Origin of the sequence: Fusibacter tunisiensis (assembly GCF_016908355.1) — a bacterium.
GTDB lineage: Bacteria > Bacillota > Clostridia > Peptostreptococcales > Acidaminobacteraceae > Fusibacter_D > Fusibacter_D tunisiensis.
The window spans coordinates 97,270-112,625 of record NZ_JAFBDT010000002.1 but is presented as its reverse complement, the minus strand read 5'-3'; the positions used below and the strand labels follow the sequence as shown (position 1 = coordinate 112,625).

Sequence of the window (15,356 nt, the reverse complement as noted above, 5' to 3'; positions counted from 1 at the left end):
TGTGGCACGGTGAAAAATAAAAGCACTTTGTGATTTTAGGGTTGACACCTTAAATTTTCATAGAGTGTTTTTTTTAGGGGATGGTTGGCTGGGGGATAGTTGGATAGTTGGTTAGGGGTTAGGGGATAGTTGGTTGGAGGTTAGTTGGTTAGGGGATAGTGATTAGGGATTAGCAGCGGAGAGGGGTAAAGCCCGTTAAGTGCGACTACATCGTGTGGAAGAATAAATTGTTTTCCCATCCCCTATCTTCCAACCCCCATTTCCTCCGAAAAACATTGAATTTCAAACAGCCTCATGTTATCATACTAGTGGGTGTTCAATCATTGAACGTTAAAAAGGGGTAGCAATGGAACTTTATGAAATCAGTATGCTTGAAGTGATTCAAAAACATGATTATATATCGCAGCGGGAGATCTCAAGTGAAGTGGGGATTTCCCTGGGTATGGTGAATTTGCTTTTAAAGAAATTTGCCAAGACTGGGCTTATTAAGGCTGAAAAACTCAGTGGCAATAAGGTGAAGTACATGCTGACGCCATCGGGTTTCAGTTACTTGTCTAAAAAGACGGTGGACTATATTGCTAGGTCTTATAAGGCGGTTCTGAAGATTCAAAACCATATGCTTTCGGTGATTCAGGCCCATTTTAAGCCAGATGAGATGATTTTTATCTACGGCAAGCACGATGAGATTGGTCAGTTGCTGGAAGACCTTCTTAAAACACATGGGTACGATTATATGTGGATTGAAAGCCCGGAAAAACATTTGAAATACGTCCAGTGGCAAGATGCCGGTGCGGATGGGATTTTTATACTGAAGTTGACGGGATAGGGGTTAGGGGATTAGCAGCAGAGCTGCTGTCGAGTTGATGCTAAAGCATCGGGAAGTGGGGCTAAAGCCCCGTTAAGTGCGACTACGTCATGTGGAAGGATAAATTATTTTCTTACCCCCTTACATCTAACCCCTAAAAAGACCACAAGATGTAGACTGGAAGCGTATGCAACTATTAGGAAATTCCGAATAGTTGAAGCACAAGACGGAAGTGAACGTGCTGAATACGGAGAATATTTACTTAAGAATCTATCAAAAGAACTTACTAAAGAATTTGGTAAAGGCTTTACTATTACAAATTTAAGCTATATGCGCCAGTTTTATATTGTGTTTCAAAAACATCACGCACTGCGTGACGAATTGAGCTGGACACATTATCGGTTATTAATGAAGATAGAAAATGAAGAAATCAGAAATTTTTATATAGAAGAGTGTATCGAAGGAAATTGGAGCACTCGTCAACTAGAGCGACAAATTAACTCGTTCTATTATCAAAGGATTCTTGCAAGCCAGAACAAACAGATTGTACGAAATGAAATTAACAAATTGGAAAAAGGCATCCAAGCAGAAGACATCATTAAAGACCCGTTTGTACTTGAGTTTATGGGGTTGACCGATCATAGAGACTTTACAGAAATTGAAGTTGAAAAAGCTTTGATGGACAATCTGCAAAAATTTCTTTTAGAACTCGGAAAAGGATTTTCGTTCGTTGCAAGACAAAAAAGAATAACCGCTGAGGGAGACCATTTTTATATCGATTTAGTTTTTTACAATTATATCTTAAAGTGCTTCATTCTTATTGATCTAAAGGTTGGCAAATTGAGTCATCAGGATATTGGTCAAATGGATTTTTATGTGAGGTATTTTGAGAAAGAGATCAAGTCCGAGTCTGACAATCCGACAATAGGTATCATTTTATCGTCAGAAAGAAATGAAACGGTTGTGAAATATTCTGTGTTAGAGGAAAGCAAGCAACTATTTTCTGCTAAATACCTTCCGTATTTACCTACAGAGGAAGAATTAAAGAAGGAATTGAAGCGGGAGAGGAATTTGATAGAGATTGAGAAATCATTGCAAGAGTAGAATCTGATTCTTAATCCATCGAATTCGAGTACTTTGGAATGAACTATTAAGGGTTTCTTGATAGTTCAAGGATGCTTTTACTCTGAACTATTAGGAATTTTCTAATGGTTGGAATAGAATAGATGGTAACTGGATGTTGTTGGTAAGAGAATGGGATTTGACTTTCCTAACCAACTAACCCCTAACCAACATTTTTTTTAAGGTTAAATCTGCATAGGAACACAATTACATGTTGTAAAATGGACTTTGTTTTATTCAGGTGATTGTTATGAGAAAAAATTACGCATTTACCTTAATTGAATTGATTGTTGTTATTGCTATTTTAGGCATTTTGGCTGCGATTGCGGTTCCGCGGATTGGTGGGTATCGGGAATTGGTGGAGAGTCGGGTTTGTGCTTATAATATTAGGCAGTTGGAGAGGGAATTCTCACTCTATGTGATGGATAATCCAGAATTAAATAATGCCGCTGGATTTTCAAAGTTTATTTTGGAGTCTGGGGTAATAGGGAATGCTTGTCCTAGTGGAGCGGCTGTTGAATATAATGATGAAACTGGTATCTATTGCCCGATTCACTATCAGGAGAGTTCTGATCCGTCGGATGATGAGATTATTACGCCACCAGGTGGTGGAACACCTTATATTTGATGGTTATAATCTGCAAGTAGCCACGAAAAGTTAAGGATTATTGTTGTGATTGGATTGGGAGAACGACGTGAGTATGGCGAAAGGACCAAAACCACAAGATATAGCATAAGTAGGTCTAGTATAATAAGTTGTTATGCAAGATATTGATTGTATCATTAGGTCGCACGAGATGATAAATAAAGGTGACAATATATAATACAGTTTGGAAGGAGTATTTATATGGATGAGTTGAAGGATATAAGGTGGAAACAAAGATTTGTCAACTTTGAAAAATCTTACAAGCTATTGAATCAATATATTAACCAACCCATTGAAACAGAACTCGAAAGAGCAGGTATTATTCAGTTCTTTGAAATTTCTTTTGAACTTTCTTGGAAGTTGATGAAGGACTATCTTGAAGCTCAAGAGATTAGTGTGAAAAGCCCAAGAGAAACAATCAAGCAGGCATATCAAATTGGTTTGATTGATGATGGGCACGTTTGGATTGACGGTCTTTCAGATAGAAACTTAACAGTTCATACGTATGATGAAGATATGGCGAAGAAAATGGTTAATGATATTATAAAACTTTATTTTCCAGAGCTTAAAAAACTATATGATAAGGTAGTTAAGGAGTTATAGAAATGTATGGATTGTTAGATAGAGATTTAAAGCTTATCTCAGAAGCTGCTAATAAGTATCAACAAATTGAAGAAGTTGTCCTATTCGGTAGCAGAGCCATGGGCAATTATAAAAAAGGGTCAGATGTTGATTTAGCTATAATAGGAGAACACATAGATAGAAAGATATTAAGAAGAATGAGTGACGACTTAAATGAAGAATATCCATTACCATATTTTTTCGATGTTTTAAACTATAATGACATTTCAAATGAAGAATTAAAAAAACATATTGATAGTGTAGGGAAGTCGATTTATAAAAGAAATTCTAAGGAATAGTCACGCACTGCGTGACAAGTTGATTCTTTCAGTATGGGTAAAATTTGCCTAAACTAATTTAGGGATAAAGCTACTTTAGTTGTTGCATAATTGCAACAAGTGAGAGTATTAAGGTAATCGAATTCGAGCACATTGGAATGAGGTATAAAGATTTTTTTGGCCATTAACTTGAAGAAGAAGCAACTATTAGGATTTTCCGAATAGTTGAGGCATGCTGAGATTAAGATATCACGAATAGAAATGCTAGACGGTAACAAACTTCTTATTTCTTATCTCTAACCACTCAAAGTGATAATAATGGATAAAAAATCTGGTGGGTTTACTTTAATAGAATTGATTGTTGTGATTGCGATCCTGGGAATTCTTGCTGTAATAGCTGCTCCAAGATTAACGGGATTTAGAGTTGTTGCAGAAGAAAGAGTTTGTACTGCAAATCGGGAAACTGTAGAAAGAATGTACATGGCTTATCTGGTAGAAAATGATATTGATCATGAGGATGCTCTATTTGATCAATTTATTATTAAGAATTTTCATGAGGTATGTCCAGCTGGTGGTGTGATTGGTTTTTTGGATGGCAAAGTCAAATGTAATGGACATGGTAGTGAGAGTGAAGGAGGGGAAGAACCGGGGGAGGAAGTGCCTTGGTTGTGATGTTAATATGTAAGGATGACTAAGAAGTGAAATGTAGTCGCACTACAAAGTCAGACTACAAATTAAAGTTAGTGAAATCAAAGGTTTCAGAGTTTTGTAGTCTATGTAGTCTGAGAAATCGTAAACTTTTTGATTGTATGTATTTATCGACTTGAGTATGGTGAAAGGACCAAAACCACAAGATGTAGCATAAAAATTGAAAAGAATCAAATTAGTTATGCAAGATGTAGTATTACAATAGAATAAATTAGTATGTGTGTTACGAAAATTTTCTCATCAGTTTATTGTTATAAGAGGTGATGTATATATGTCGAAAAGCAAACAGCACCAAACATATAAATACATTAAGAACAAATCAATTTTAATTGATAGTCGACCTGAGGTAGTATTAGATAGGAAAGTTGAGTATTTACTACTAAAGTTTTTTGTTGTAAATACACCTTGCGAGACTACATCTAGAAGAGCTATATCTCTGAAGGAATATGGCTGGAAAGAAAAGTATAACTCGAAATATGGCTTACAAAAAAGGCTTGATGCAATAATTGATTTCAATTCGGGTAATTACATTTTTACTGATGAGGATGATTTATTAGATAGATTTGAAGAGAATAAGCTGATGGATAATATGTTGGAAGATATTATTGCCGAAAGATTTGTTATCGGAAAAACTCCAGGATCAAATAACTTACTAAAATTGTTAAGACATATTCGAAATTGTTTTGCACACGGGAAATATTTAGTTGTGAATAATTCAATTGATCAACATATGATGATTATGCAAGATGATGATACTCATAATGTAACAGCTAGAATTGTGATCAAGGTAGACACTTTAATAGGACTAATTAAAACAATTGATAGAAATAACACAATTGGATGGGAAGAAGTTCTACAAGACTTATAAATAATGTTACGCAATATATAGTATTTATCCTTTCCGCATACTAATGTTGAATATGAGTATGAGGTAAGGATGAGTGAAAAATGCAAAACACAAGATGTTGCAGAGGGGAAAAATGCTTCTGCTAGATCCTGCATAATTTCCAATAAATGGGAGCCGGGTTTTCGACGTGAGTAGGGTGAAAGGACCAAGACCACAAGATGTAGCATAAGAGATGTCAAAGATTTAGTTTGTTATGCGAGATGTAGATCTGAGCAACTACTCGAAAATTTCGAGTAGTTCAAGAAGAAGGTAGTTTCGAGAGATGTTATTTTTTATAACTTGGATGTCATTATTGCCGTTGGATACAGAGTTAATTCTAAGCGAGCTACTCAATTTAGAATATGGGCAACAAAAGTATTAAAAGAATATATGATTAAAGGATTTGTCTTAGATGATGAAAGATTAAAACAAGGCGAGAAAGTTTTCAATAAGGATTATTTCAAAGAGCTTCTTGAAAGAGTTCGTTCTATAGATATGAAACCACTTGTTCTCCACAGTGATAATTTCAGTCCGATGAAAGGCGCGACATTACTTGAAACCTTGATTATGCTAGGCGTTATGCCATCAAACAGTAGACCTCGAGTGAGTAATGACAACGCATACGCAGAAGCAATATTTAAAACACTTAAATATCGTCCAGGTTACCCACGTAAGGGTCTTGCAAGTATAGAAGATGCAAGAACTTGGGTACTCAAATTTGCACGCTGGTACAACAAGGAGCATCATCACAGTGGGCTTAATTTCCTGACCCCGGAACAAAGACACAGTGGACAAGGAAAAGCTGTATTAGCGAATCGTAAAGCTGTTTATGAAGCAGCAAAGCTAAAAAATCCTAATAGATGGTCTCGAAATATCCGTAACTGGGATCTGGAAGAGAGAGTTTGGCTAAACCCAGAGAATGAAGAATCTATTGAATTCATTGAAGAAATATCATCATAAATTTTATAGGATTTACTGACAACTATGTTGACAAACACCGGTATGGTGATAGGACCAAAATCACAATATGTAGTATGTAGTGATTTTTAGAATACAATATGCTGCATAAATCCTATTTATCCTTTTCGTATAATTTCGACGTGAGTATGTTGAAAGGACCAAAACCACAAGATGTAGTATGTCAAGAAATTTCAACCACAACATCCTGCATAAATGGTAATAATTACCAGCCAAAATTTTCGACGTGAGTATGGTCTTAGGATTACAAGATATAGTAGCTCAAAAATATCGGACCACAACATGTAGTTTGACGAAATGTGGTTTTGTAGTCTATAAAAAAGTCAGACTACAGGCTCAAAGCCAGTAAAATCAATGGTTACTGTATTATTGTAGTCTATGTAGTCTGAGAAATCGCAAACTTTTATGTATTTAGCGCCGATTCGACGTGAGTATGGTGAAAGGATAAAGAGGCTGTAAGCAAGTAATATCAAGGGTTTCAGCATGACTCGGAAATGTACTAATGTTACAGAAGCATTACACGTCTATGCATCCAATCACGAGACGGAATTATGCAAGATATAGTAACAAAAACAGTACTAAACACTACATATAGACATGATTTAAATTAATGAATTATGATGCCTAAAAGGGCACATGAAATAAATACATATTATTGGGAGGATATCATATGAGAGTTTTAATTTATGGAACGGGAACAATGGGAAGAGGGATTAGTCAAATCTTTGCACAGAATAATCATAAAGTATTTTTATATAATCCCAATTTAGAGAGTTCTAAACGTGCATTAGTAAACTTAGAAAATGGATTCGACAAGTTAGTTACTAAAGGAAAATTATCTAATGAAGATAAAAACAACTTCTTAAATAACATCGAAATTATCGATTCATTACAGAAAGCAATTGATGTTGATTTAGCAATAGAAGCTGTTTCTGAGAACATGGAAATTAAGAAAGCAAAATTCATTGAAATGGATCAGTTTATCAATAGCAAAGCAATCTTAGCAACTAATACATCTTCATTGTCTATTACAGAATTGGCTTTGGTAACGAAACGTCCAGATAAAGTTGTTGGAATGCACTTCTTCAACCCTGCACCAATAATGGAGTTAGTTGAGTTAATTAAAGGCATGACTACATCTACTGAAACAATTGAATTTGCACAGAACCTTTCTAAAGAACTTGGCAAAAATCCTGTCTTGGTTGAAGAAGCACCAGGGTTTATCGTAAATAGAATGCTTATACCAATGATAAATGAAGCGGTCTCAATTTACAGTGAAGGTGTTGCAACAATTGAAGATATTGACACAGCAATGAAAAGTGGTGCAAACCATCCAATTGGACCATTGGCACTAGCAGATTTAATTGGTTTAGATGTTTGTTTGAACATAATGGATATTCTTCATACTGAATTCGGATTAGATAAGTATACTGCGCATCCTTTACTTAGAAAAATGGTAAGAGCAAACAAATTAGGAAGAAAAACAAAAGAAGGTTTCTATAAGTATTAACAGAAAGGGATGACTGGAAATGGCTGAGAATACATCTAATAAAAAGATATGGCTAGCTTCACCACACATGAGTGATGAAGGATATGAAATGCAATACGTACAAGAAGCTTTTGATACAAACTGGGTAGCACCACTTGGACCGAATGTAAATGAATTTGAGAAAGAGTTGGCTACAAAAGTAGGATCAAAACATGCAGCAGCTATGACATCTGGTACAGGAGCCATTCACTTAGCTCTTAAAGCTGCTGGCGTTGGTGAAGGAGATATAGTCTTCTGCCCAACCCTTACTTTTTCTGCAACTGCCAATCCGATCATCTATCAGAATGCTACACCTGTCTTTATCGACAGTGATTATGAAACATGGAATATGGATCCTAAAGCATTAGAGGCAGCTTTCGAGAAGTATGGAGATAAGGTGAAGGCTGTTTTGGTTGTGCACTTATATGGCTTATCTGCTGATATGGACAAGATTATGGAGATTTGTAATAGGTATGAGGTAACTGTCATTGAAGATGCAGCTGAGTCTTTAGGGGCTTATTATAAAGGAAAGCATACTGGAACATTTGGTGAGTTTGGGGTGTTCTCGTTTAATGGAAACAAAATCATCACTACTTCTGGTGGGGGCATGCTTGTTTCTGATGATGAAGAAAAAATCAAGAAAGTTAGGTTTTGGTCCACTCAGTCTAGAGATGCAGCAAGGCACTACCAGCATAGCGAATTAGGATTCAATTACCGTATGAGCAATGTCGTTGCTGGGATTGGGAGAGGGCAGCTTAAAGTACTAGATCAGAGAGTAGCCAAGAAGAAATATATCTTTGAGTTTTATAAGAGAGAGCTTGGTCAGTTAGAAGGTGTTGAATTTATGCCAATCAATGACTGGAATGAACCTAATTACTGGTTAAGTGTTATGACATTGAAGGGTGATGTAAGACCCTTAGATGTTATGGAAGCTTTGGAGAAAGAGAACATTGAGTCAAGGCCTGTCTGGAAGCCAATGCATATGCAGCCATTCTTCGCTGAGTATGATTATGTTGGTTCAGATGTGAGCGAGAAGCTGTTTGAGAATGGTGTGTGCATGCCATCTGATACGAAGATGACAGATGAGGATCTTAAGAGAATATGTTTAATTATAAAGGGGCTGTGGTAAATGGAATCAGCGAAGATAGAACAATCAATATATAGTAAATATTTCAAGAGAATATTAGATTTTGTACTCTCCCTAATCGCGATTCTCGTTCTTTCACCACTTCTTATAGTAGTAGCTATTTTGATAAGAATGGGTTCAGAAGGACCAATTTTCTTTAGACAAGAAAGACCTGGTAAAAACCAAAAGATATTCAAAGTCTATAAATTCAGGACAATGGTTAAAGATGCGGTGAAGCAGCAAAAGGTTGGTGTTGAAGTCACTGGAAGTGACATTAGAATAACTCCATTCGGGAAATTTTTGAGACGATTCAAGATTGATGAACTTGCTCAACTTATTAATATTTTAAAGGGAGATATGTCCATAGTTGGCCCTAGACCTACGCTACCAGAGTATATTGAACAGTATGAAGAGTGGGAACTTAAACGATTTGATGTGAGACCAGGACTTACTGGACTTGCTCAAATTAACGGAAATATTTACTTGGATAGGCAAGAAAAAAGTGCATATGATGTGAAATATGTTGAAAATATTAGTTTTATCAATGATATAAAAATTATTTTAAAGACTGTAGCTATTGTCTTCTTAGGTGAAGACAAATTTGTAAATAAAACTGATTCAAAAATAAGAGAGGAGAATTCGGATAAATGAAAAAGACTGTTTTTATAGGATCCGTGCTCTCTAGTAAAGTTGCTTTAGAGACATTAATAAAAAATGATATAAAAGTAGATTTAGTTTGCTCATTAGATGAGGAAGTATCAATAAATGTATCTGACTATTTTCCAATTCATGAAATTGCAAAAGAGAACAAACTACCATACTTGAAGTTCAAAAAGATAGACTCTAGTGAAGTTAAAGAAAAAATAAAAGATATTAATCCAGACTTTATATTTGTTATTGGCTTATCACAGCTTATTCCACAAGAAATCTTAGAAATGGCAAATGACTATTCTATAGGATTTCACCCTACGCCACTACCTAAGTATAGGGGGAGGGCTGCAATACCGTGGCAGATTATCTTAGGTGTAGAAGAGTCAAAAGTCACTTTGTTTAAGCTTGATGAAGGAATGGATTCAGGCGATATTATTGCTCAGCATCCGTATAGGATTAAAAAGACAGATTATGCATTTGATGTCTATAACAAAGTTTGTGATGCGATGATTAGAGCACTGAATGAGTGTTTACCAAGAATGTATATCGATGAAGTTGATTTCGTTAAGCAGAACCATGAAGATGCCACATATCTTTTGGTAAGAAGACCGGACGATGGTCATATTGATTGGGAAAAACCGGCGCTTGAAATAGAGAAACTTATTAGAGCGACCAGTAGACCATACCCTGGAGCGTTTGGAATTTATAAAGATAAACAAGTAATCATTTGGAAAGCGAGAGTCGAGAGTAATACAAAGTATATTGGAATTCCTGGACAAATAGCTTTTGTAAATAACGAGATAGGCGTCATAACAATTGACGAAATACTTATCATTGAAGAATATGAAATAGAAAATACCGGAAACAGATTTATCGTAGGTCATAAATTTAAATAACAGGCGGTGTTAAGATGAAGGTTTTAGTCGTTGCACCTCATGCAGACGATGAAGTGTTAGGCGTGGGAGGAACCATAGCTAAATATGTTGATGAAGGCCACGAGGTTTATGTTTGTGTAATGACAACTGGTCACCCTTCTATGTTTCCTCAGGAAGTATTAGATAAATTGCGAAACGAAGCAATAGAAGCACATAAATTTCTAGGTATTAATCAAACCTATTTCTTGGACCTTCCTGCCGTGATGTTAAGTGAAGTACCAAAGCATGAAGTAAACAAAAAAATTAATGGAGTAATCGATGAAGTTCAACCGGACGTAGTTTTTATACCTCATTTTGGAGATATGCATCTGGATCACTACATAGTGTCTCAAGCGGCTATGGTAGGTGTTAGGCCAATTAAAAACCATAGGATTTTAGAGGTTTATTCTTATGAAACCCTATCTGAAACAGAGTGGAATATTCCACATGTTACTAATGTGTTTATGCCAAACACATACATTGATATAACTGGTTATTTAGATAAGAAGAAAACAGCCATGGAGCATTTCACAACCCAATTAACAGAATTTCCACACCCGAGATCAATTGAGGCAATTGTATCCCTTGCAAAACTTAGAGGTTCTACCATAGGTGTAAAAGCAGCAGAAGCATTTTGTTTAATAAGAAAAATCGTTCTATGAGGAGGATTAGTTAAATGAAAGATATAGTTATTATTGGTGCTGGTGGTTTTGGGAGAGAAGTAGCTTGGCTAATTGAAGATATTAACAAAAAAAATAAAGAATGGAACCTTGTAGGTTTTGTTGATGATAATGAAAAAATTCAAGGATCTGAGATTAATGGATATAAAGTCGTTGGAAATATCAATTGGTTGAAAGAGCAAGAGTTGTATGTAGTTAATGCGATTGGTGACCCCGTTACTAAAAAGAAAATTATAGAAAAATTAGATGGGAGTAAAAATCAATATCCTATATTAATCCACCCAAGTGTAATTTACTCAGAAAGTGTTATTTTTGGTGAAGGATCAATCATTTGCGCAGGAAATATTATTACTGTAAATATTCAAATTGGCAAACATGTCATTATAAATCTAGATTGTACAATCGGTCATGATGCTAATATTGGTGATTATTCAACAGTTCTTCCGAGCGTTAATATATCGGGTTTTGTTAAAACTAAAGAATGTGTAAGCGTTGGAACTGGATCAGCGATTATTCAAGGTGTAAGCATTGGGAAAAACACAGTTGTTGGTGCAGGGGCGGTAGTTGTAAAAGATTTACCAGCAAATTGCACAGCTGTTGGATCGCCGGCTAAGCCTATTAAGTTTCATGAGTAGATTTATGTGTAGTGCAGAGAACCACATTTAGGTTATGTGTAAAGATAGTATTGAAATAGGCAGGGGTGTGATCCTAGTGAGGAGAATTAATAAATGAAGAGAAATGTCTGGATATTAAATCATTATGCAACCAATACTTTTAAAGATCAAGCTGGACGACATTATTGGTTTGCAGATAATCTTATAGGAGAAGATTATAACCCAACAATATTTTGTGCATCAACAATTCATAACTCAAATGAAATAATTGATACAAACGGAGCTAATTATTCTACAGATTCTTTGAACAATATACCTTATGTATTTATTAAAACACCTGAGTATAAAGGAAACGGAAAAAAAAGAATTTTTAATATGATTATGTTTTATAGAGGGCTTTTCAAGACTGCCAAGCAATATGCAGAATTAAACGGAAAACCAGATGTGATTTTAGCTTCGAGTGTTCATCCTCTTACTTTAATAGCGGGAATAAAGATTGCAAAGAAGTTTGGAATTTCCTGTATCTGTGAAGTAAGAGACTTGTGGCCAGAAACATTAATAGCATATGGCAAACTTGATAAAAATAATTTGATAACTAAAGCTCTTTATGCGGGAGAGAAGTGGATATATAAGTCAGCTGACAAGCTAATTTTTACTATGGAGGGCGGCAAAGATTATATTATTGACCACGGTTGGGATAAGGACCAAGGTGGACCTATTGATATTAGAAAAGTTTATCATATTAATAACGGTGTTGATTTAAAAGTATTCAACTATAATAAAGAACATTTTCAACTAGAAGATGATGATTTAGACAATCCAAATAACTTTAAAGTAATCTATGCTGGATCAATACGACAGGTGAATAATGTAAGAAGTATTGTTGAGGCCGCTTCGGGAATTCAAAAAATAGGTATCAAAGATGTGAAATTCATAATATTTGGAGATGGCAGTGACAGGCAAAGCCTTGAAGCTTATTGTACTGATAATAGAATTGATAATGTTGTATTTAAAGGTTTTGTTGAAAAGAAAAAAATTCCTTACATTCTAAGTAAATCTGATTTGAACATAATGCATTTTGACCAAAATAATCTAAAAAAATATGGAGCAAGTCTAAATAAATTATTTGAATACTTTGCTAGTGGTAAGCCAATACTTTCAGATTGTCAATTCGGTTATGATTTAGTCGAAAGATATGATTGCGGTGTTATAGTAGATAATGCTAGCCCAGAAGAGTTAGCTGAAGAAATTATTAAAATTAGAGAACTTTCCATAGATGACTATAATTCAATGTGTGATAACGCATTGAAAGCTGCTAAAGACTATGATTTTAAAGAATTAACAGGTAAGTTAATAAATATTATTGAAGGAGATAATTAATATGAGTATTTTAAAAGAAAAAATATTGAATAAAACAGCAACTCTCGGCGTAGTAGGATTAGGCTATGTAGGTCTTCCTTTAGCGGTAGAAAAAGCTAAGGCGGGATTTAAGACTATTGGATTTGACGTTCAAGAATCAAAAGTTGAAATGGTCAATGCAGGAAAGAATTACATTGGTGATGTTGTTAATGAGGATCTAGAAGAAATAGTTAAGTCGGGATTTTTATCTGCTACAACGGATTTTGCTCAAGTAGCATCTGCTGATTGTGTTTGTATTGCAGTGCCTACGCCACTTGATGCATACCAGCAACCAGATATCAGCTATGTGAAAGCTTCGGCTGAGAGTATTGTGCCATACATGCATAAAGATATGTTAATTGTTCTTGAATCAACTACATATCCTGGAACTACAGAAGAACTGTTGAAGCCTATCCTCGAAAAATCAGGATTGATATGTGGAGTGGACTTCCATCTTGCTTTTTCACCAGAAAGAGTAGATCCAGGTAATCTTATTTATAAAACGAAAAATACTCCAAAAGTAGTGGGAGGAATCACGCCTGAATGTACTGATGTCGCTGCAGCAATGTATGAGGCCATTCTTGAGGCACCTATTCACAGAGTATCATCGCCTGCTGTAGCTGAGATGGAAAAAATCCTAGAAAATACTTATAGAAATGTAAATATTGGACTCGTTAATGAGTTGGCAATTTTAAGTAATAAAATGGGCATCAACTTTTGGGAAGTTGTAGATGCAGCAAAATCAAAACCTTACGGGTTCCAAGCATTCTATCCCGGACCTGGTCTGGGAGGTCATTGTATTCCGTTAGACCCATATTATTTATCATGGAAGGCAAGAGAATATGGATTCCATACATCTATGATTGAGTCTTCAATGATGGTAAACGATAGGATGCCTGAATACTGCGCAGAGAGATCAAGCAAGATTCTTAATAGATTTAAGAAAGCTATGAATGGTGCTAGAATCTTAGTTCTTGGTGTAGCATATAAGCAAGATATTGATGATTACAGAGAAAGTCCTGCTATAAGGGTGATAGAAGAACTTGAAAAAGAAGGCGCAGAAGTTGTTTATTATGACCCATTTGTCTCTGAATACCGTGAACACGATGTAGTTAAGAAAGGCGAACCTGAACTTACTTTAGAACTTATAGAAAGTGCAGACCTTGTAATTGTAACTACTGCTCACACAAATGTTGATTATAATTTTGTTCAGAAACATGCTAAGGCGATCTTTGATACTAAGAATGCAATGAAGCAAGTAGAATCACGTGAAAATATCGAGTTACTATAAGGAGGACTAGGATGAGTTTAAAATATGCGATTATAGGATGTGGAAGAATTTCACCAAATCATATAGCAGCTGCACTTGAAAACAAGCTAGGTATTGTAGCGTTATGTGATATAGACGAATCAAAAATGAATACTACTGTTCAAGATTTCAATCTGCCAAATGAAACAAAGAAATATGTAGATTATAAAGAAATGCTTAGTAATGAGAAACCTGAACTAGTAGCAATATGTACGGAAAGTGGAAAACATGGACAAATTGCATTAGATTGTATTGAAGCTGGAGCTAATCTTATTATAGAAAAGCCTATTGCTCTTTCTTTAGAAGAGGCAGATATGATTATCGAAAAAGCCAATGAAAAAAATATCAAAGTAAGTGCATGTCATCAAAATCGATTCAATAAATCTGTTCTGAAAATAAGAGAAGCTGTTGAAGCTAATAGGTTTGGAAAACTAATGCACGGTACAGCCCATGTTAGATGGAACAGAGGCGAAGACTATTATACTCAGGCACCTTGGAGAGGTACATGGGAGCAAGATGGTGGGGCTCTCATGAATCAGTGTATCCATAACATTGATCTTTTAAGATGGATGATGGGAGATGAAATTACTGAAGTTGTAGGTATGACAGATAATTTAATCCATGGGTTTATTGATGCTGAAGATTTAGGAATGGCATTAGTAAAGTTTTCAAACGGAAGCTATGGCATTATTGAAGGTACTACTAATATTTTTCCTAAAAACCTTGAAGAAACTTTATATATCTTTGGAGAAAAAGGAACGGTTAAAGCCGGCGGTAAGTCTGTAAATCTAATTGAAGAGTGGCAGTTTGCAGATAATTTAGATGATCCAGAAGAAGTAAAAGAAAAATACCATGAGAATCCACCAAATGTTTATGGCTTCGGGCATAATCCACTTTATGCAGATGTTATTGATGCAATTAAAAGCGATAGAGATCCTTATGTAACTGCTGTTGACGGTAGAAATGCCCTTGAACTAGTTCTTGCAATTTACAAGTCAGCAACTGAAGGAAAGAGTGTCAAACTCCCACTTGATAAATGTAGCACCTTAGATTTTAAAGGAAGGTTTGATAAGCAATCTATATAAAAGAGGA

At 35.3% G+C, this 15,356-nt stretch carries 16 protein-coding genes and 2 pseudogenes; all 18 read left to right on the top strand.

All coding sequences use genetic code 11. The features are described 5' to 3' along the window. Positions 1–346: 346 nt before the first annotated feature. The 18 genes and pseudogenes from JOC49_RS02110 to JOC49_RS02030 all read left to right on the top strand — a co-directional run bounded on the left by JOC49_RS02110 (position 347) and on the right by JOC49_RS02030 (position 15,349). Positions 347–826: a winged helix-turn-helix transcriptional regulator gene (locus tag JOC49_RS02110; protein ID WP_204661715.1), complete on the top strand. Its 480-nt coding sequence runs from the start codon at positions 347–349 to the stop codon at positions 824–826. 99 nt (positions 827–925) lie between these two features. Then, complete coding sequence (locus tag JOC49_RS02105; protein WP_204661957.1) at positions 926–1,909, top strand: PDDEXK nuclease domain-containing protein; 984 nt, start codon at positions 926–928, stop codon at positions 1,907–1,909. A 268-nt stretch (positions 1,910–2,177) separates the two neighbouring features. After that, entirely contained in the window at positions 2,178–2,555 is a 378-nt protein-coding gene (locus JOC49_RS02100; RefSeq protein ID WP_204661713.1) for a type II secretion system protein, read from the top strand. A gap of 219 nt (positions 2,556–2,774) precedes the next feature. Further along, positions 2,775–3,176, top strand: a complete 402-nt coding sequence (locus JOC49_RS02095) for a nucleotidyltransferase substrate binding protein (protein WP_204661711.1) — start codon at positions 2,775–2,777, stop codon at positions 3,174–3,176. A 2-nt stretch (positions 3,177–3,178) separates the two neighbouring features. Beyond that, a complete protein-coding gene (locus JOC49_RS02090) occupies positions 3,179–3,493 on the top strand; it encodes a nucleotidyltransferase domain-containing protein (protein WP_204661709.1) in 315 nt (104 codons plus the stop codon). Between the two features lie 297 nt (positions 3,494–3,790). Continuing rightward, positions 3,791–4,144 carry a type II secretion system protein gene (locus JOC49_RS13325; protein WP_204661707.1) on the top strand — a complete coding sequence of 118 codons (354 nt, stop codon included), beginning with the start codon at positions 3,791–3,793 and terminating at the stop codon, positions 4,142–4,144. Between the two features lie 307 nt (positions 4,145–4,451). Continuing rightward, entirely contained in the window at positions 4,452–5,048 is a 597-nt protein-coding gene (locus tag JOC49_RS02080) for a hypothetical protein (RefSeq protein WP_204661705.1), read from the top strand. Positions 5,049–5,357: 309 nt separating this feature from the next. Beyond that, a pseudogene (rhuM, locus tag JOC49_RS02075) lies at positions 5,358–5,558 on the top strand (RhuM family protein); the annotation flags it as partial. 12 nt (positions 5,559–5,570) lie between these two features. After that, positions 5,571–6,026 (top strand): annotated as a pseudogene (locus tag JOC49_RS13180) (transposase); the annotation flags it as partial. 688 nt (positions 6,027–6,714) lie between these two features. After that, positions 6,715–7,554 carry a 3-hydroxyacyl-CoA dehydrogenase NAD-binding domain-containing protein gene (locus tag JOC49_RS02070; RefSeq protein WP_204661703.1) on the top strand — a complete coding sequence of 280 codons (840 nt, stop codon included), beginning with the start codon at positions 6,715–6,717 and terminating at the stop codon, positions 7,552–7,554. Between the two features lie 19 nt (positions 7,555–7,573). Beyond that, positions 7,574–8,701, top strand: a complete 1,128-nt coding sequence (locus JOC49_RS02065) for a DegT/DnrJ/EryC1/StrS family aminotransferase (protein WP_204661701.1) — start codon at positions 7,574–7,576, stop codon at positions 8,699–8,701. Beyond that, entirely contained in the window at positions 8,702–9,349 is a 648-nt protein-coding gene (locus tag JOC49_RS02060) for a sugar transferase (protein ID WP_204661699.1), read from the top strand. Next, positions 9,346–10,245 carry a methionyl-tRNA formyltransferase gene (locus JOC49_RS02055; protein WP_204661697.1) on the top strand — a complete coding sequence of 300 codons (900 nt, stop codon included), beginning with the start codon at positions 9,346–9,348 and terminating at the stop codon, positions 10,243–10,245. The genes JOC49_RS02060 and JOC49_RS02055 overlap by 4 nt, the downstream gene beginning before the upstream one ends. 14 nt (positions 10,246–10,259) lie before the next feature. Beyond that, the gene (locus JOC49_RS02050) at positions 10,260–10,925 is read left to right on the top strand and encodes a PIG-L deacetylase family protein (protein WP_204661695.1); all 666 of its coding nucleotides are present in this window, start codon (positions 10,260–10,262) and stop codon (positions 10,923–10,925) included. 14 nt (positions 10,926–10,939) lie between these two features. Then, on the top strand, positions 10,940–11,578 hold the full coding sequence (locus JOC49_RS02045; RefSeq protein WP_204661693.1) for an acetyltransferase: 639 nt from the start codon (positions 10,940–10,942) through the stop codon (positions 11,576–11,578). Between the two features lie 93 nt (positions 11,579–11,671). Further along, positions 11,672–12,937 carry a glycosyltransferase family 4 protein gene (locus tag JOC49_RS02040; protein WP_204661691.1) on the top strand — a complete coding sequence of 422 codons (1,266 nt, stop codon included), beginning with the start codon at positions 11,672–11,674 and terminating at the stop codon, positions 12,935–12,937. Position 12,938: 1 nt separating this feature from the next. Next, the gene (locus tag JOC49_RS02035) at positions 12,939–14,246 is read left to right on the top strand and encodes a nucleotide sugar dehydrogenase (protein WP_204661689.1); all 1,308 of its coding nucleotides are present in this window, start codon (positions 12,939–12,941) and stop codon (positions 14,244–14,246) included. An 11-nt stretch (positions 14,247–14,257) separates the two neighbouring features. Further along, positions 14,258–15,349: a Gfo/Idh/MocA family protein gene (locus JOC49_RS02030; protein WP_204661687.1), complete on the top strand. Its 1,092-nt coding sequence runs from the start codon at positions 14,258–14,260 to the stop codon at positions 15,347–15,349. The last annotated feature ends 7 nt before the right edge of the window (positions 15,350–15,356 follow it).